This is a genomic window from Actinoplanes sp. CA-015351 (assembly GCF_050955685.1).
Lineage (GTDB): Bacteria > Actinomycetota > Actinomycetes > Mycobacteriales > Micromonosporaceae > Actinoplanes.
Genome location: NZ_CP192102.1, coordinates 7,524,268 through 7,542,201 on the forward strand (window position 1 = coordinate 7,524,268; position 17,934 = coordinate 7,542,201).

At 68.7% G+C, this 17,934-nt stretch carries 12 protein-coding genes; 3 read left to right on the forward strand and 9 right to left on the reverse strand.

Annotated elements, in window-relative coordinates:
* Nucleotides 1–70 precede the first annotated feature (70 nt).
* Together ACQP2E_RS34095 and ACQP2E_RS34100 are read left to right on the forward strand one after the other, a co-directional pair.
* A complete protein-coding gene (locus tag ACQP2E_RS34095) occupies nucleotides 71–967 on the forward strand; it encodes an AAA family ATPase (protein ID WP_433827084.1) in 897 nt (298 codons plus the stop codon).
* A 1-nt stretch (nucleotide 968) separates the two neighbouring features.
* Nucleotides 969–1,586 carry an RNA ligase family protein gene (locus ACQP2E_RS34100; RefSeq protein WP_433827085.1) on the forward strand — a complete coding sequence of 206 codons (618 nt, stop codon included), beginning with the start codon at nucleotides 969–971 and terminating at the stop codon, nucleotides 1,584–1,586.
* Here the strand turns inward: ACQP2E_RS34100 and ACQP2E_RS34105 are convergent.
* The 5 genes from ACQP2E_RS34105 to ACQP2E_RS34125 all read right to left on the reverse strand — a co-directional run bounded on the left by ACQP2E_RS34105 (nucleotide 1,570) and on the right by ACQP2E_RS34125 (nucleotide 10,953).
* Nucleotides 1,570–2,733 carry a nitric oxide synthase oxygenase gene (locus ACQP2E_RS34105; protein ID WP_433827086.1) on the reverse strand — a complete coding sequence of 388 codons (1,164 nt, stop codon included), beginning with the start codon at nucleotides 2,731–2,733 and terminating at the stop codon, nucleotides 1,570–1,572. The two genes, ACQP2E_RS34100 and ACQP2E_RS34105, sit on opposite strands and share 17 nt — an antisense overlap.
* Before the next feature lie 132 nt (nucleotides 2,734–2,865).
* Entirely contained in the window at nucleotides 2,866–5,073 is a 2,208-nt protein-coding gene (rho, locus tag ACQP2E_RS34110; protein ID WP_433827087.1) for a transcription termination factor Rho, read from the reverse strand.
* Between the two features lie 310 nt (nucleotides 5,074–5,383).
* Complete coding sequence (thrB, locus tag ACQP2E_RS34115; RefSeq protein WP_433827088.1) at nucleotides 5,384–6,331, reverse strand: homoserine kinase; 948 nt, start codon at nucleotides 6,329–6,331, stop codon at nucleotides 5,384–5,386.
* Nucleotides 6,332–6,355: 24 nt separating this feature from the next.
* Nucleotides 6,356–7,597: an MFS transporter gene (locus ACQP2E_RS34120; RefSeq protein ID WP_433827089.1), complete on the reverse strand. Its 1,242-nt coding sequence runs from the start codon at nucleotides 7,595–7,597 to the stop codon at nucleotides 6,356–6,358.
* A gap of 116 nt (nucleotides 7,598–7,713) precedes the next feature.
* Nucleotides 7,714–10,953: an efflux RND transporter permease subunit gene (locus ACQP2E_RS34125; RefSeq protein ID WP_433827090.1), complete on the reverse strand. Its 3,240-nt coding sequence runs from the start codon at nucleotides 10,951–10,953 to the stop codon at nucleotides 7,714–7,716.
* Between the two features lie 174 nt (nucleotides 10,954–11,127).
* On the opposite strand from ACQP2E_RS34125, the gene ACQP2E_RS34130 reads away from it, so the two are divergent.
* Nucleotides 11,128–11,571, forward strand: coding sequence for a MarR family winged helix-turn-helix transcriptional regulator (locus tag ACQP2E_RS34130; protein ID WP_433827091.1), 444 nt, complete (start codon nucleotides 11,128–11,130; stop codon nucleotides 11,569–11,571).
* Between the two features lie 807 nt (nucleotides 11,572–12,378).
* Here the strand turns inward: ACQP2E_RS34130 and thrC are convergent.
* The 4 genes from thrC to argS form a co-directional block, all read right to left on the reverse strand.
* Nucleotides 12,379–13,428 (reverse strand): threonine synthase, encoded by a 1,050-nt coding sequence (thrC, locus tag ACQP2E_RS34135; RefSeq protein ID WP_433827092.1) that lies wholly within the window; start codon nucleotides 13,426–13,428, stop codon nucleotides 12,379–12,381.
* Between the two features lie 131 nt (nucleotides 13,429–13,559).
* Nucleotides 13,560–14,858, reverse strand: coding sequence for a homoserine dehydrogenase (locus ACQP2E_RS34140; protein WP_433827093.1), 1,299 nt, complete (start codon nucleotides 14,856–14,858; stop codon nucleotides 13,560–13,562).
* Nucleotides 14,855–16,240, reverse strand: coding sequence for a diaminopimelate decarboxylase (gene lysA / locus ACQP2E_RS34145; RefSeq protein WP_433827094.1), 1,386 nt, complete (start codon nucleotides 16,238–16,240; stop codon nucleotides 14,855–14,857). The genes ACQP2E_RS34140 and lysA overlap by 4 nt, the downstream gene beginning before the upstream one ends.
* A gap of 2 nt (nucleotides 16,241–16,242) precedes the next feature.
* Nucleotides 16,243–17,907, reverse strand: a complete 1,665-nt coding sequence (gene argS, locus ACQP2E_RS34150; RefSeq protein ID WP_433827095.1) for an arginine--tRNA ligase — start codon at nucleotides 17,905–17,907, stop codon at nucleotides 16,243–16,245.
* Nucleotides 17,908–17,934: the final 27 nt, after the last annotated feature.

Sequence of the window (17,934 nt, forward strand, 5' to 3'; positions counted from 1 at the left end):
GAACTGCATACGCCCTCGTTAACGTGAGCGCCCCCCGACCCATTCCCGCCCCCCGATCCAGGGATCGACCATGACTCGACTGCTCATCACCCGTGGTCTGCCGGCCTCCGGAAAGACCACCTTCGCCCGTAAGCTCCAACCGGGCGTGGTCCGGGTCAACCGCGACGACCTGCGCCGGATGCTGCACGGCTCGCGGCTCTACACCCAGCACGCCGAGGACCAGGTCGGCCAGGCACAGCGCGCGGCGGTCGAGGCTCTGCTGCGGGCGCGAGGCAGCGTCATCGTCGACGACACCAACCTACGGCCCGAGACGGTACGCCGATGGGCCGAGATGGCCGCCCGCTTCGAGGCGTCGTTCGAGGTGCACGATTTCACCGACGTGCCGCTCGACGAGTGCCTGCGCCGTGACGCCGGGCGGCCGGAGAGCGAACGGGTCGGCGAGGGCGGGATCCGCCGCATGCACGAGCGCTACCTGGCCGGCAGGAATCTGCCGCTGCCGGTGCCGTGGGTGGAGCGCGGTGGTCCCGGTGTGATCTACCGGCCCGAACCGGATCTGCCGGAGGCGGTCCTTGTCGACATCGACGGCACGGTCGCGCTGATGACCGGCCGGCGCCCGTACGACTGGCACCGGGTCGGCGAGGACGCGCCCAACCCGGCGGTGATCACCGCGGTCCGGGCGATGCACGCGGCCGGGCATGCCATCGTCTTCTGCTCGGGCCGCGACGAGGTGTGCCGGGACGAGACCGAGGCGTGGCTCGATCTCTTCGTGGGCGTGCCGTACGAAGCCCTGTTCATGCGCCCGGAAGGCGACAGCCGCAAGGACGCGATCGTGAAACGGGAGTTCTTCGACGACGAGATCCGGGACCGCTGGCGGATCACCGGGGTTTTCGACGACCGCCAGCAGGTGGTACGTATGTGGCGGGCGCTGGGCCTGACCGTTTTCCAGGTGGCAGAGGGGGATTTCTAGGGTGAAATACCCGAGAACATTCCATCTGCCCGACTCACCGGGTGCGACATCCGACGACCGCGTTCAGCATGATTTGTCCTGGCTGGACGGCGAACTCGTGGTGACCGAGAAAATGGACGGCGGGAACCTCACCTTCACCCGCGACACCATGTACGCCCGGTCGCTCGACTCCGGGACCCAGCCGTGGGACCGCCCGGCGAAAGCGCTCTGGGCGATGACGGCGCACCGAATTCCGGACGACTGGCGGGTCTGCGGCGAGTCGATGTGGGCCCGCCGCAGCGTCGCGTACGCCGACCTGCCCGGTGTCTTCCTGGTCTTCGGCATCTGGGACGAGACGAACACGCTGCTGGGCTGGGACGACACGGTCGACTGGGCGAAACGCCTGGAGCTTCCGGTGGTGCCGGTCCTCTATCGCGGCGGCAGCATCTCCGAGGCCCGGGCCGCCTGGTCCGGCCAGCGCACCGAGAAGAGTTCCGAGGGCTACGTGGTCCGTGCCGCCGGCCGAATACCGGCGTCCGATTTTGATCACAAGGTGCTCAAGTGGGTGCGTGCCGGCCATGTGCGTACTGAAGCATCGTGGCGGCATCGGGACGATTTCGCCCTCAATGAGTTCGCTTGATGGGGCATCCTTGCGCCCGGTCCGCCGCCTCGTCGTCCAGATAGAACGCCGGCCGCAGATCCATCTCGTCGTAATACCTGTGGAACACCGGCGTCAGCCCACCTGACATCGGCGGCACGATCCACGACCAGTCCGCCGGGGTCGGCCGGCCCGCCTTCTCCTCGTTGCGCAGATGCGCCATGAACCGCTGCGACTCGGTGTGGTGGTCGCTCATCTTGACGCCGGCCTGCTCGAAACTGTGCAGCACGGCCCGGTTCAGCTCGACGAGCGCCCGGTCCCGCCAGAGCGTCGACTCCCGGCTCGTATCCAGTTCCATCCGGGCGGCGATCTTCGGGATCATGTCGTACCGATCGGCGTCAGCGAGGTTGCGCGCGCCGATCTCGGTGCCCATGTACCAGCCGTTGAACGGCGCGAGCGGATAGTGCACGCCACCGATGGTGAGCCGCATGTTGGAGATGGCCGGGACGGCGTGCCAGCGCAGACCCAGCTCGGCGAACCAGCCGTACTCGGGGTGGGTCAGCGGCACCTCGCGGATCGCGCGTTCCGGTAGTTCGTACAGGCGCAGGCCCTCGGACGGTGTCTCGATCACCAGCGGGAGCACGTCGAACGCCTCACCCTTGCCCTGCCAGCCGAAACCGCGGACCACGTCGGTGAGACCTTGCTGCCGCGCATCCCCGACCGTTTTGCCGGCTTCGGTACGGTATCCGGCGTACCGGATCAGCTGCTCGTTCCAGACCCGGGCGAACGGCTGACCGGGCTGCGCCGGCGCGAAGATGCTGATCACCGGGCGGATCGCTGCTTCGCCGGCCGACTGGAGATGCTGGACCAGCAGCGAGTAGATCTCGTCGGCGGTCCGGGCCCGGCGCCGGTCCAGAACCATCAGGCTGCGCCAGTACAGCCGTCCGATGCACCGGCTGGAGTTGCGCCAGGCCATCCGGGCGCCGTGCGCCAGCTCGTCGGTGGTGTGCACATAGCTGCCGGTGGCCGCGATCTGCGCCCGGACGATGGCCAGGCGTGGCTCGACCGGGCCGAGTCGCGGGTTCTCGGTGTAACAGCGGCGCAGAAAGTCCTCGGCCTCACCGGGGTCGACGGGAGCACTCGGATCCCAGGGCTCGGCCGGGTGGTCCCGGTAGCCGGGCACGATCATCGAGCGCCTCCGGATTATCGAGGGATGTGACACCGGAGGTTCGCACGACCCCGACCGGGGCGAATCAGACAACTTGTGCGACAAAAAAGACGGGCCACACCCGATTGGGTGGGGCCCGTCCTTTTTATGCGGTTACTCGCCTGGTGTCGACTTGGCGATCTGCATCAGGAACTCGATGTTGGTCCGGGTCTGCTTGAGCCGGTCCAGCAGGAGGTCCAGAGCCGCGCCGGACTCCAGCGAACTGAGCACCTTACGGAGCTTGTGGATGATCGCAAGCTCCTCCTTGCCCATCAGGATCTCTTCCTTACGGGTGCCGGAGGCGGAGACGTCCACGGCCGGGAAGGTCCGCTTGTCCGCGATCTTGCGGTCGAGCTTGAGCTCGGCGTTACCCGTGCCCTTGAACTCCTCGAAGATCACCGTGTCCATCATCGAGCCGGTCTCGACGAGCGCGGTCGCGAGAATGGTGAGCGAGCCACCGTTCTCGATGTTGCGCGCGGCGCCGAGGAACCGCTTCGGCGGGTAGAGCGCTGTCGAATCGATACCACCCGACATGATGCGGCCGGAAGCCGGCGCCGCCAGGTTGTACGACCGGCCGAGCCGGGTCACCGAGTCGAGCAGCACGACAACGTCGTGTCCCAGCTCGACCAGGCGCTTGGCCCGCTCGATCGCCAGCTCGGCGACCGTGGTGTGGTCCTGCGGCGGACGGTCGAACGTGGCCGCGACGACCTCGCCCTTCACCGAACGCTGCATGTCGGTGACCTCTTCGGGACGCTCGTCCACGAGCACGACCATCAGGTGGCACTCGGGGTTGTTGTGGGTGATCGCGTTCGCGATCGCCTGCAACACCATCGTCTTACCGGCCTTCGGCGGCGAGACGATCAGCGCGCGCTGACCCTTGCCGATCGGCATGACGAGGTCGATGACCCGGGTGGTGAGGATGTGCGGCTCGGTCTCCAGCCGCAGACGCTCCTGCGGGTAGAGCGGGGTGAGCTTGTAGAACTCGGGACGACGGCGAGCCTCGTCCGGCTCCATCCCGTTGATGGTGTCCAGGCGGACCAGCGGGTTGTACTTGTCCCGGCGCTGGTCACCGGTGTCGCGCGGGGTGGAGCGCACCGCACCGGTCACCGCGTCACCGCGGCGCAGGCCGTACTTCTTCACCTGCGACATCGACACGTACACATCGTTCGGGCCGGAGAGGTAACCGGTGGTCCGGACGAACGCGTAGTTGTCCAGCACGTCCAGGATGCCGGCCACCGGCACGAGAACCTCGTCCTCGGAGGTGTGCGACTCGCGGCCCTCACGCGGGCTGCCGCCGTCACGCTGACGACCGGTGCCGGCGCTGGCGCCCGCGGGCACGCCCTCGTCGTCACGGTCACGACCACGGCGGCGGTCACGGAACCGGCTGCGCCGGCTCCGGCGGCCACCCTCGGAGTCGTCGTTGTCGTCGTCGTGGCCCTGGTCGGCACGCGGTGCGCGATCACGGTCGTTGTCGCGCTGGTTGCGATCGTTGCGCTCGCCGTCACGCGGGTTGCGGTCGTTACGCTCGCCGTCACGCGGGTTGCGATCGTTGCGCTCACCGTCGCGGGGGTTGCGCTCACCACGCTCGCCATCGCGGGGATTGCGCTCGCCCTCACGTGAATTGCGCTCGCCGTCACGCGGGTTGCGCTGCCGGTCACGGTTACGGTCGCCCCGCTCGGGACGCTCGCCCCGCTCGGCACGCTCGATGGTCTCGGCGGCGGGCGCTGGTGCGGCCTGCGCCTCGACGGGCGCGGCCACGGCCGCCACAGCGACCGGAGCGGCCTCGACCGGAGCCGGCGCCGACTCGCGGGGTGCCGTGTCACGGGTGGCCCGCTCACGGCTGCGCCGCGACGGACGCTCGGAGGCGGCCGGAGCCGCCTGCTCGGACTGTGCCACGGCCTTCTCGACCGGGGCTGCTGCGTTCTTCGGCTTCTCGGCCGGAGCGGCCTGGACCGGGGCGGTCTCGACCGGCGCGGCCTGGACCGGCGCGGCCTGGACCGGCGCGGCCTGAGCCGGGGCGGCCTGGACCGGAGCGGCCTGGGCCGATGCGACGGCCTCGGAGCCGTTGGTACGCGGACGCGGCGGCTCGGCGGACGCGGCCGACGCACCGCTCTGACGCTCGGTGATCGCGGCGATCAGCTCGCCCTTGCGCATCCGGGCGGTGCCGGAGATGCCGAGGGAGGCGGCGAGGCTCTGCAACTCGGGCAGCAGCATCGCGGACAGCCCCGTGCCGCCGCGGCGGCGCTTCGTGGCGGTCGCGGTGATGCCGGCGCCGTCAGCGACGTCAGAAACACCCGACGTCACGTCGGTGGTGTCGCTCAATGGATTCCTTCCGTCGGAAAAAACCCGAGTCCACCCGGAACTGCAGCCTGGGCCGGGTGCCCTCGGAGCCCGCTTCGCAACAGCGGCGCGGGAGTTCGTGCAGCACGGCAGCTCGACCGGTGTCCCTGCCCGTCAGGGCTTGACGGGTAGGTCTCGGCGAGTGCAGCGATCTATCGACTGCTGCGCGGCGTATGCCTTGATGAGAGTTTGAGACAGGCCATCGGCCCAGAAATCTCGGGGGTGCGCCGAACCGCAGAGATCGCTTGCTTCGCGGCTGTTCCTGAAGCACTGTGCTAGGTCTTGAGCGTAGTCAACTCGTGCGACCTGCGGCAACAGGGCCCCGCTCGGCGTGTTCCACCATACCCCCTTTCACACGAGCACCGGCGTCATCCACGCCCAGCACTTCGCCGTGCCAGTGCGAGCCCGGGTGGAAATCGGCCGGGACCTCGCTCAATGCCAGAACTGTCGGCCCCGCGCCACTGATCACAGCGGCCACTCCGATCGATCGGAGCGCCGCGACGAGCGACGCCGACCCCGGCATTCCCGGTCCCCGGTAACCCTGGTGCAACCGGTCCTCGGTCGCCGGGAACAACAGCGACGGATCACTCGTGAGGGCATGAGTCAGCAGCGCTGCCCGCCCCGCGTTGAACGCACCGTCGGCGTGTGGCACCTCGGCCGGCAACGCGGCACGGGCGGTCGCTGTGTACCCACGCTCGTCGGGGATGAAAACCGTCGGGCGTACGCTCGCCGCCGGAGTGAGGCTCACCGCGCGTGCGCCGGCCACCCCCTCGGTCCACGCCACGGTGAAGCCGCCGAGCAGACAGGGCGCCACGTTGTCCGGGTGGCCCTCGATGCGCGCGGCGATCCGCAGCGCGTCCGCGTCGCCGAGCAGTTCGAGGCCACCCTTGACCAGGCCGCGGGCGAGTTGCACGCCGCCGACGATGGCCGCCGAGGAGCTACCCAGCCCGCGGGCCTGCGGGATGCGGTTGACGCAGCTGACCGCAAGGCCGGGCGGGCGCTCACCCATCTCGTCGAAGGTGGCCAGCATGGACCGCACAACGAGATGAGATTCGTCGACCGGCAGTTCGCCCGCGCCCTGACCGCTGATCTCGACGGTGAAACCGGACTCGGTCACGCGGGCGGTGAGGTCGTCGTACAACGTGAGCGCGAGGCCCAGCGAGTCGAAGCCGGGACCGAGGTTCGCGCTGGTCGCCGGTGTGCTGACGGAGACCGTTTCAGAGACGAAGGACAGGCCCATCGCCACATGCTAGGGCGTGATCATTTAAACCGAGGGGTCCCGGTCCGGTATTCCCGAATGTCGAGGCGCGGCGAGCCGGCGGGTGGCGATCCGCCAGACGATCGCGTAGATCAGCGTGATCGCCGCGCACCCGGCCAGGACGAACCGCTGGTCGACGTGGTCGATGACCGCGCCGGCGCCGAGCTGGCTGATCGCGATGGCAAGCGTCGCCAGCATCATGTCGGTGGCGAACACCCGCCCGCGCAACTCGTCCGGCACCTCGCTCTGCAGCGCGTAGTTGGAGAGGATCCAGTTCGTGCCGCCGGCGAAGTGCGCCACGAAGACGAGCACCAGCACCAGCGGGAACCACGGGCTGAACGCGACGCCGAGGTAACCGATGCCGTACAGCCCCATCGAGAGCGCGAGGCCGGGCAGCAGCCAGGAGGGCCGATTCAGCACCGGGCGCATCAGCAGTGGCCCGACCAGCGCGCCGGCCCCCCGCAGGGCGAAGAGCAGCCCGGCGCCGAGCGCGCCCGCGCCGTGCGCCACCGCGATCAGCGGGAAGACGGTGAGCACCCCGTTGCCGAGCCCGACCGCCGACTTCACCGTGACGAGCGCGCGGAGCCGCGGCCGCGCCCCGATGTACCGCAGCGCCTCGACGAGCGCGCGCATCGTCGGTTCCTGCTCGCCGCCGCTGCGCGGCGCTTGCAGCGGACGACGGATCAGGCTGGTCAGCACGGTTCCGGCCAGGAGCAGGGCCGCGGTCACCGCAAAGCAGACGTACGGTCCGAAGAGGGTGCTCACCACGCCACCGAGAGACGCGCCGACCACCGTCATCGTGCCCCAGGCGGAGCCGGCGACCGTGTTGGCCGCCGCCAGGTCCTCCGGGTCCACGACGTTCGGCAGCGCGGCGGAGGCGGCCGGGGAGTAGAAGGCCTTCGCCACCGCCATGGCGCCGACCGCGACGATGGCGAGCCAGGCGGTGTCCGGTGTGCGTACCGCGAAGAGCAGCAGCACCGCGAGGAACGAGGCGAGGTTCGCGGCGATCAGGATCTTCCGCCGATCCAGCCGGTCGGCGATCGTGCCGGTGTACGGAAGCAGCAGCGCGTTGATCCCGGTGTCGGCGGCGAGCACCATGGCACCCCAGACACCGCTGCCGGTCAGCTCCGGCAGCAGGACGAGCAACGGGACCATGACGAACCAGTCCGCGCCGAAGACCACGAGCTCGGCCGAGAAAAGACGCCGGAAATCACGGTTACGGGTAAGGACTGAAAGGGCTTGTGGCACTCACCGACCCTACAAAAGGATCTGCCTTCAGTCCGATTAAGGGTGGTGGTGGGGCGGTTGGATGGGGTGCTGCCCGGCCACCGTGGGGTGGCCGGGCAACGGATCAAACCGTTCTGTTACTTGGCCTCACCGGGCTTGCGCGGCATCTTCAACACCTCGAACTGGTCGGTGTAACCCCGCAGCGCGCCGGACGAATCCGCCTTGCCGCTGGTGACCGGCTCTTTCGCACCGGTCTCGTCGTCGCCGGCGGTGTTCTCCGGCGTCGGGTCAGCCTCGACCAGGCCGGCCTTGCGTGCCCGCTTGGCCGCCCGCTTCTGGCGGCTCTTCTCCTTGCGGTTCTCCACCAGCGTGTAGAGCGCCGGGACCAGCACCAGCGTCAGCAGCGTGGAGCTGACCAGACCACCGATCACCACGATGGCGAGCGGCTGCGAGATGAAACCACCCTCACCGGTGAGACCGAGGGCCATCGGGATCAGCGCGAAGATGGTCGCGATCGCGGTCATCAGGATCGGCCGCAGACGGTGCCGGCCGCCTTCGAGCACCGCTTCCTGGACGCCCATGCCGGCCGCCCGGTAGTGGTTGATCAGGTCCATCAACACGATCGCGTTGGTGACCACGATGCCGACGAGCATCAGTACACCGATCAGAGCCGGAACACCGAGCGGAGTGCCGGTGATCAGCAGCAGGCCGATCGCGCCGGTCGCCGCGAACGGGATCGACACCAGCAGGATGATCGGCTGCAGGATGCTGCGGAACGTCGCCACCATGATGATGAAGACGATCGCGATGGCGGCGAGCACGGCCAGGCCGAGCTGCGCGAACGCCTCCTGCTGGTCGGCGCTGACGCCACCGACCGTGTAATCGGCGCCCGGCGGCAGGTCGAGCGCGTCCAGCTTCTTGGTCAGGTCCGCGTTGACGGCGCTGAGGTTCGAGCCGGTGACCGTGCCGGTGACCGTCGCGGTCCGGTTGCCGTCGACCCGGGTGATCTGGTCCGGGCCGTCGACCTGGTTGACGTCGGCGACCTGGTCCAGCGGGACGACACCCTTGCTGGTGGTCAGCGGCAGGGCCTTGAGCGCGGCCGGGTCGGCCGGCGCGCTGCCGAACGAGATCACCACGTCCTGGCTCTCGCCGTCGACCGAGATCGTGCCGGCCGGGACGGACCGGAACTGGCCGGCGACGCTCTGGCCGATCTGCGCCTCGGTGAGACCCGCGTCGGCGGCGGCCTTGCGGTCCACCACCACGTCGATCCGCGGCACGCTGGTCTTGAGGCTGGTGTCCACGTCGGTGACACCGGAGATGCCGGCCATCGCGGCGCGCACCTGCTCGGTGGCGGTCGCGAGCACCGCGTTGTCGGCGGACTGCACCTCGACGGAGAGGCTGCTGCTGCCCAGGCCCGAGCTCTCCTGACCGATCTTGATCTCACCGGCGCCGGTCAGACCCGCGAAGTCGGTACGCAGTTCCTCGGTGATCTTCGCGCCGTCGGCGTCCTCGGCGAGGGCCACGCTGTACGTCGCGGTGCCGGAGCCGCCGCCACCCGCGAACGGGTTGGCCGAGTTGCCGCCGACGGTGACCTGGTACGTGGTCACGTCGTCGCGCTCGGCCAGGATCGCCTCGACCTTCTTGGCCGCCGCGTCGGTGGCCGCCAGGCTGGTGCCGGCCGGCATCTCCTGGCTGATCGTGAGGCTGTCCTGCCCCGAGTCGTCGAGGAAGTTCGTCTCCAGGCGAGTGGAGAGCGCGAACGTGCCGATCAGCACCAGGATGCCGATCAGGACCGTGGTCCAGCGCCGGGTCGTCGCGAACCGGATGACCGGCAGGTAACCGCGTTGCAGCGGGCTGCGCAGCTCCTTCTCCTCGGCGGCCTTGCGCATCGCCTCGGTGTCGGCGTCGGCCGCCGGCGGCTTCAGGAACCAGTACGCCAGCACCGGCACGACGGTCAGCGCCACGAACAACGATGCCAGCAGGGCCACCGTCACCGTGATCGCGAAGGACGAGAAGATCTGCCCGACCAGGCCGCCGACCAGTGCGATCGGGGCGAAGACGGCCACCGTGGTGAGCGTCGAGGCGACGACCGCTCCGGACACCTCCTTGACCGCCGCGAGGATGGCGTGCGTCTTCTCCTCGCCGTACTCAAGATGTCGTTTGATGTTCTCCAGCACGACGATCGAGTCGTCGACCACCCGGCCGACCGCGATGGTCAGCGCGCCGAGGGTCAGCAGGTTCAGCGTGTAGTCGCCGATCCAGAGGGCGATCAGCGCGACCAGCACGGACAGCGGGATGGAGACCGCCGTGACCAGAGTGGACCGGACGCTGAGCAGGAAGATCAGGATGACGATCACGGCCATCACAAGGCCGAGCAGGCCCTCGGTGGTGAGGCTCTCGATCGAGCGCTCCACGTACGGCGCCTGGTCGGTGATGACGGTCAGCTTCGCGCCGGAGTCGGCCTCCAGGTCGGCGAGCATGTCGCGGACCTCGTGCGAGATCTCCACAGGGTTGCCGTCCGGGCGTGCCGTCACCGCGATGCCGAGGCTGTTCACCCCGTCGGTCCGGGTGTACGACTCGGCGGCGGGCAGTTTGCTCTCCACGCTCGCCACGTCGCCGAGCTTGACCGAGCCCTTCGAGCCGGTCACGTAAACGGACTTCAGCTGGTCGATCGTGGTGATCGGCGTACCGACCTGCACGGTGAGCGACTGGTCGCCCTCGACCACGGCGCCGGCCGGGATGGAGACGCCGTTGGCCTGCAGCACGCTCGTCAGGGAAGCCGGGTTGACGCCGGCGGCACCCATCTTCGCCAGGTCCGGCGTGATCACCACCTGCTCGGCGCGAGCGCCGGTGACCTGCACGTCACGCACGCCGGAGATGCCGTTGAGCTCTGGCACCACCGTCTCGTTCAGCTTGCTGAGCAGGTCACTCTCGTCGCTGCCGCCGGTCGCCGCCAGCACGATCGCCGGGATGTCGTCGGTGCCGCCGGCGAAGACCTGCGGGTCGACGTCGTCCGGCAGCTGCGCCTGGATCCGGTTGAGCGAGGTGGTGACCTGGTTGACAGCGGACTCGATGTCGGTGCCGAACTCGAAGAGCACGACAACGCTGGAAACGTTCTCGCGGGAGGTCGACGTGACGCTGTCGATCCCGTCGATGCCCTTGACGGCGTCCTCGATCGGCTTCGTCACCTGTTCCTCGACGGCCTCCGGGGAGGCGCCGGGCAGCACCGCGCTCACGAACGCGGCGGGCAGCTCGATCGAGGGGAAGAGCTGCTGCTTGAGGGACGGGATCGCATAGAGGCCGAAGCCGCTGATCACAATCGCGATCAGGGCGACCAGGCCTCGGTTGGCAAGGCTTAGCCGTGTCAGAGCTGACATGGACGCTCCCCCGAGATAAGTTCGGTCGATACTGATATTTTGCCTGACGCGAACAAATGGTTTTCCGCCGGGGTCCTTTGATACCGTCCGACATCGGACGGACTCGGTCCTGTCATCAGCACGTCACCGAAGGAGCAGGCGCTGAGCGAGAAAGAGAAGCTCATCGCAGACATCATGGGCGCGCAGATCCGGCTCCAGCACGTGTTTGCAGATGACCGGTCAGATCCGCTGTTCGCGACACACCTGACCATGTCCCAGCTCAAGATCCTTCTCTTGCTGGCCCGCCACGGCACCGTTTCCGGCGGAGAACTCGCCCGCATGCTGGGCGTCGGCGCCGCAGCCTTGAGTGGCATGGTCGACCGCTTGGTGGTGCAGGACCTGGTGACGCGCGCGGAAGACATGCACGACCGGCGAGTCCGCCGGATCGGCCTCACCAAAGCGGGCACCGAGGTCATCGACGGCATCATCACCGCAGGCGTGTCCCGACAGCGCCACCTTCTCAGCCGACTCTCAGCCGACGAGCTGTCGATCGTCTCCCAGGCCATGGATCTCCTGCTCCGCGAGGCAGCGGCGTGCGCCACCGCGCCGACCGAGACCCAGGAGCCAGACTCACTCTGAGTTCACATTCCTTTAGTACGCGTAACCGACACTTCTGAAATGTCCCTGCCGTGGTCCGCACATCACCACAGCCCGCAACCCGCAGCCCCGGCACCGTCCGGTCCGGTCGCCTCCCCCAGCCGTTCGGGCCCTCGACCATCAAAATGGCAAAGGTCGAGACGGCGCTCGACTTTAGCCATTTGTGGAGCGGTAGCGGTTCGGGGCGGCGTGGTGGCGTGGCGTTTCTCGATGCGAGGTGCCGCTCGGAGATCTTGTGCGGTTCAGCCGGCCGATCGACCACAAGTGCACGAGTTCGCAGGACGGCCATCCGCGGCATGTCGATTTCGGAGGATCTGCGAGCATTCTGGTCATGCTCTGCCGCGACAGACAGAGCTTCACAGTTCCGACGTCGTGAGCGCGGTCCTTCACAGCTTCGACGTGCTGAGCGCGATGCTTCACAGTTCCGACGCGCTGAGCGGGGTGCTTCGCCGATCTTGTGGATTTCGGCGAACCGTTTGCGCGTAACTCCGCAAGATCGGCTAGGACTGTTCGATCTTGCGGAGTTATGCGGACACGTCTGCGGAGAAGTCCACAAGATCCAGGCAACACGGCGCAGCGTGGGCGGGGCAGCGCGGAAAGGCGCGGCACGGGGCGGGGCAGCACAGAACGGCGCAGCGCGGGACGGCGCAGCACAGGACGACGCAGCACGAGGCGAGGCAGCGCCGCGCACCGGGAGGGTTCGGCGGGGCCGGCGGCGGAGTGCGCCGGCGGGAGGGGCGTCAGGCGCCTCGGGCCATGAGGGCCTGACGGTTACGCGTATTAAAAGGTTTATGTCAGATCTAGCGACTTTGCGGCGATCAAGGCGTCGTTGGGGATCACGGTGGGTGACGGGGCGGTGGAGATTGCCCACTCCGGGTCCTTGAGGCCGTGGCCGGTGACGGTGCAGACGACGCGGGAGCCGGCCGGAATTTTTCCTGCTGCGGACTGCTGGAGGAGGCCGGCGACGCTGGCGGCGCTGCCGAGTTCGACGAAGACGCCGACCTCGCGGGCGAGCAGGCGGTACGCGTTGAGGATGTCACGGTCGGTCACCGCGGAGATCAAGCCGCCGGACGCGTCGCGGGCGTCGAGGGCCTTGGTCCAGCTGGCCGGGTTGCCGATGCGGATCGCGGTGGCGATGGTCGACGGGTTCTCGACGACCTTGCCGTTCACGATCGGGGCGGAACCGGAGGCCTGGAAGCCGAACATCTTCGGCAGTTTGGTGCTGTTGCCGGCGTCTTTGTCCTCCTGGTAACCCATCCAGTACGCCGAGATGTTGCCGGCGTTGCCGACCGGCAGGCAGTGGATGTCGGGGGCGTCGCCGAGGGCCTCGACGATCTCGAAGGAGGCGGTTTTCTGGCCGTGCAGGCGGAAGATGTTCACCGAGTTGACCAGGGCGACCGGGTAGTCCTGGGAGAGTTTCGACGCGAGCGCGAGGCAGTCGTCGAAGTTGCCGTCGACCTGGAGCAGCCGGGCGCCGTGCACGAGGGCCTGCGCCAGCTTGCCGAGCGCGATCTTGCCCTGCGGCACCAGGACCGCGCAGGTGATGCCGGCCCGGGCCGCATAGGCTGCGGCCGATGCGCTGGTGTTGCCGGTGGAGGCGCAGATGATCGCCTTGGCGCCGTCCTCGACCGCCTTGGAGACGGCCATCGTCATGCCGCGGTCCTTGAACGAGCCGGTCGGGTTGGCGCCCTCGACCTTGAGGTACACGTCGGCGCCGACCCGCTGCGAGAGCACCGGAGCGGGTACGAGCGGCGTGTTCCCCTCGTGCAACGAGACCACCGGGGTGGCGTCGGTGACCGGCAGCCGATCCCGGTACGCCTCAATCAAGCCCCGCCACATGGCCTACTCCTCACTACAAGCTGGGACGATCCGCGAACAGCGTGCCCCAGGATTCCGATCTTCGGGACCGACCGCCCATTATTCAGGACGGTGGCTGACCGCCTCGACGGTGTTGCCGTCGTGGTCGAGCACTAGCCGGCCCCTCCCTCGACGCGCAGCACGCTCGCGATCGACCGGACGATGTCCAGCCGCGACAGCGCCTCGACGGTAGCCGCCAGAGCGGCGTCCGGAGCACTGTGCGTCACGATGACCAATTTCGCGTCATCCTCACGACCGGACTGCCGGACCGTGGCGATGGAGACCTCGTGCTGGGCGAAGACGCCGGCCACGCTCGCCAGGACGCCCGGACGCTCGGCCACGTCGAGGCTGATGTGGTACCTCGTAAGGGACTCGCCGATCGGGCGTACCGCGAGCTTGGCGTAATTGCTCTCGCTCGGGGCGCGGGTGCCGGTGAGCTTGTTGCGGGCCGCCGCGACGATGTCGCCCAGGACCGCGCTCGCGGTCGGACGGCCGCCGGCGCCCCGGCCGTAGAACATCAGCGGGCCGGCCGCCTCGGTCTCCACGAAGACCGCGTTGAAAGCGTCACCGACTCCGGCGAGCGGGTGGGTCAGCGGGATCATCGCGGGGTGCACCCGGACGGAGACCGAGTCGGTGCCTCGCTGCGCGATGCAGAGCAGCTTGATCGTGCAGCCCATCTCCTTGGCGCTGGCCATGTCGCCGGCCGTCACCCCGGTCATGCCCTCGCGGAACACGTCCGCCGCGGTGACCCGGGTGTGGAACGCGAGCGAGGCGAGGATCGCGGCTTTCGCGGCGGCGTCGAAGCCCTCCACGTCGGCGGTCGGGTCGGCCTCGGCGTAACCCAGCTCGGTGGCCTCCTCGAGCGCCTCGTTGAAGCCGGCGCCGGTCGAGGCCATCGAGGAGAGGATGAAGTTCGTCGTGCCGTTCACGATGCCGGTCACCGCGGTGACCCGGTCGCCGTGCAGCGACTCGCGCAGCGGGCGCAGCAGCGGGATCGCGCCGGCCACCGAGGCCTCGTAATAGAGGTCGGCGTTGCCCTCGGCCGCGGCGTCGTGCAGCGCGCCGCCGTCCTCGGCGAGCAGCGCTTTGTTCGCCGTGATGACGCTCTTGCCGGCACGCAGCGCCTCGGTCAGCCAGGTGCGGGCCGGCTCGATACCACCAACGACCTCGATCACCACGTCGACGTCGTCGCGCTTGATCAGGCCGAGCGCGTCGGTCGTGAAGAGCTCCGGGTCCACCGGCAGGTCGCCGCGCTGGCGGCCGGGCCGGCGCACCGCGATGCCGACCAGCTCCAGCGGAGCGCCGATCCGGGCGGTGAGGTCATCGGCCTGGTCGTGGAGCAGCCGGACCACTTCAGTACCGACGGTGCCGCAGCCGAGCAGGGCCAGGCGGATCGGTTTTGCTGAGCTCATCCAACATCCAATGCAAGCAGGTCGTCCTCGGTCTCGCGCCGCACGATGACGCGGGCGGCGCCGTCGCGCACCGCCACCACGGGCGGCCGAGGAACGTGGTTGTAGTTGCTCGCCATGCTCCGGCAATAAGCACCGGTGCCCGGCACGGCGAGAAGATCTCCGGGCTGCACGTCGGCGGGCAGGAATTCATCCTTCACGACGATGTCCCCGGACTCACAATGTTTTCCCACAACGCGGGCGAGCATCGGCTGCGCCTCGCTGCTCCGGTTCGCCATCGTGGCCGAGTAGGAAGCGTCGTAGAGCGCGGTCCGGATGTTGTCGCTCATCCCGCCGTCGACGCTCACGTAGGTACGGATCCCGTCGACATCCTTGACGGTGCCCACCTCGTACAGGGTGAGAACTGCCGGACCTACGATCGCCCGTCCCGGTTCGATCGAGAGCTTGGGTACGCGCAACGAGGCGAGTTCACACTCCGACTCGACGATCTTGAGGATCCGCTTCGCCAGGTCACCGGCGGTGGAGGGCTGATCCTGCGTGGTGTACGCGATACCGAAGCCACCGCCCAGGTCCAGCTCCGGCAGCTCGATGCCGCGCGCGTCCCGGATCTGCGCCTGCAGTTCCAGGATCCGGCGGGCGGACACCTCGAACCCGCTCGTGTCGAAGATCTGCGAGCCGATGTGCGAGTGCAGGCCGCGCAGGTCGAGAATGTCCTCGTCGAGGATCCGGGCGGCGGCCGCGAACGCCGCGCCCCCGGAGAGCGAGAAGCCGAACTTCTGGTCCTCGTGGGCGGTCGCGATGAACTCGTGGGTGTGTGCTTCGACACCTACGGTGACGCGAATCAGCACGACCGGCCGCTTGCCGGATTTTTCGGAGATTTCGCTTAGGCGGGAAATTTCGTCGAATGAGTCGACGATGATCCGGCCGACGCCCGCGTCCAGGGCGCGCTGCAGCTCGGACACCGACTTGTTGTTGCCGTGGAAACCGAGCCGCTCGGGCGGGAAGCCCGCGGCCAGCGCCACCGCCAGCTCGCCGCCGGAGCAGACGTCCAGGAAGAGGCCCTCCTCCTCGACGATCCGCACGACCGCCTTGCACAGGAAGGACTTGCCGGCGTAGAAGACGTCGGCGCCGGCGAACGCGTCCCGGAAGTCCCGGCAGCGGGCCCGCAGGTCGTCCTCGTCCAGCAGGTACGCCGGGGTGCCGTAATCGGCGGCCAGCTCAACGACGCTCTTCCCGCCGATCTCGAGATCACCTGTCGACGAACGTGACACCGTGCGTGGCCACAGCTGCGGCACCAGAGCGTTCACATCCTGCGGTGTCCGCAGCCAGGCCGGCCCGCGGCTGCCCATGTCGCCGTGCAGGGCCCCGGCCTCGTGTGCGCGCATGCTTACATCCTCTCCGGGGCGGAGACACCGAGCAGGGACAACCCGTTGGCGATCACCGTACGGGTGGCGTCGTTGAGCCACAGCCGCGCGCGGTGCGTCTCCGTGATCGGATCGTCGCCCTTCGGGCTGACCAGGCACTTGTCGTAGAACCGGTGGTACGCGCCGGAGACCTCTTCGAGGTACCGGGCCACGTGGTGCGGCGCCCGCTGCTCGGCCGCGCGAGCCACCACGCCGGGGTACTCGTTCAGCGCCTTGAGCAGGTCGTTCTCCTTCTCGTGGCTGAGCAGCTCGGGTTTGAAGTCGTCCGGCTCGCCCCGGGTGACACCCTTGTCACGGGCGTTGATCGCCACGTTGAAGGTGCGCGCCGCCACGTACTGCACGTAGTAGACCGGGTTCTCCCGGCTCGCGCTGGTCCACAGGTCGATGTCGATGTCGATCGGGGAGTCGCTGGAGTACCGGGCCAGGGCGTACCGGGTGGCGTCCACGCCGAGCGCCTCGACGAAGTCCTCGAGGGTCACCACCGTGCCGGCCCGCTTGCTCATCCGGACCGGCTCGCCGTCCCGGACCAGGCTCACCAGCTGGCCGATCAGAATCTCCAGGTTCTTGCCAGGATCGTCGCCGAAGCACGCCGACATGGCCTTCATCCGGCCGATGTAACCGTGGTGGTCGGCGCCCAGCATGATCACGACCCGGTCGAAGCCGCGCTTGCGCTTGTCCAGGTAGTACGCGCAGTCGGCGGCGAAGTACGTCCAGTCGCCGTCGGACTTGCGCAGCACCCGGTCCTTGTCGTCGCCGAACTCGGTGGTCCGCAACCAGGTCGCGCCGTCGTTCTCGAAGATGTGGCCCTGCTCGCGCAGCCGGTCCAGCGCCTCCTGGAGCTCGCCCCGGTCGTGCAGGTCCTTCTCGTTGAAGTACGTGTCGAAGTGCACGCCGAAGTCGGTGAGCGACTGCTTGATCTCGGCGAACATCAGCTCGACGCCGACCCGGCGGAAGATCTCCTGCGCCGCGTCGTCCTGTTCGTCCAGCACGCCGGGCTCGGCCTTGACCACGTTCGCCGCGATCTCGGCGATGTAGCCACCGCCGTAACCGTCCTCCGGCGCGGGCTCACCCTTCGCCGCGGCGAGCAGCGAGCGGGCGAACCTGTCGATCTGCGAGCCCGCGTCGTTGAAGTAGTACTCGGTGCCGACCTCGGCGCCCGCCGTACGCAGCAGCCGGGACAGCGCGTCGCCGACCGCCGCCCACCGGACCCCGCCGATGTGCACCGGGCCGGTCGGGTTGGCCGAGACGAACTCCAGGTTGATCCGCTCACCGGCGAGCCGGTCGGTCCGGCCGTACGCTGAACCGGCGAGAACGATGTCGCGGGCCAGCGCGCCGGCCGCGGCGGCGTCCAGCCGGATGTTCAGGAATCCCGGGCCGGCGATCTCCACCGACTTGATCCCGGGGCGTCGTCCCAGCTCCTCCGCGAGAGCGGCGGCCAGCTCGCGCGGCGCCACACCCGCTTTCTTGCCGACCTGCAAGGCGATCGTCGAGGCGTAATCGCCGTGCTCGGGGTTACGCGGCCGCTCCACCGTCGTCGTGGCGGGCAGCGCCGCTGTGTCGAGACCGCGCGTCTCGAATACGGCACGAGCAGCTGAGAGAACGGTGTCAGCAAGGTTGGCGGGAGTCACTGGGCCATGCTATCGGGGGTAGACTTC

Bases quoted from the DNA above. Each gene is read 5' to 3' on its own strand.
- ACQP2E_RS34095 (WP_433827084.1), top strand. From the start codon at position 71: ATGACTCGACTGCTCATCACCCGTGGTCTGCCGGCCTCCGGAAAGACC.
- ACQP2E_RS34105 (WP_433827086.1), bottom strand. From the start codon at position 2,733: ATGATCGTGCCCGGCTACCGGGACCACCCGGCCGAGCCCTGGGATCCG.
- thrB (WP_433827088.1), bottom strand. From the start codon at position 6,331: ATGGGCCTGTCCTTCGTCTCTGAAACGGTCTCCGTCAGCACACCGGCG.
- ACQP2E_RS34125 (WP_433827090.1), bottom strand. From the start codon at position 10,953: ATGTCAGCTCTGACACGGCTAAGCCTTGCCAACCGAGGCCTGGTCGCC.
- ACQP2E_RS34130 (WP_433827091.1), top strand. From the start codon at position 11,128: ATGGGCGCGCAGATCCGGCTCCAGCACGTGTTTGCAGATGACCGGTCA.
- thrC (WP_433827092.1), bottom strand. From the start codon at position 13,428: ATGTGGCGGGGCTTGATTGAGGCGTACCGGGATCGGCTGCCGGTCACC.
- ACQP2E_RS34140 (WP_433827093.1), bottom strand. From the start codon at position 14,858: ATGAGCTCAGCAAAACCGATCCGCCTGGCCCTGCTCGGCTGCGGCACC.
- lysA (WP_433827094.1), bottom strand. From the start codon at position 16,240: ATGCGCGCACACGAGGCCGGGGCCCTGCACGGCGACATGGGCAGCCGC.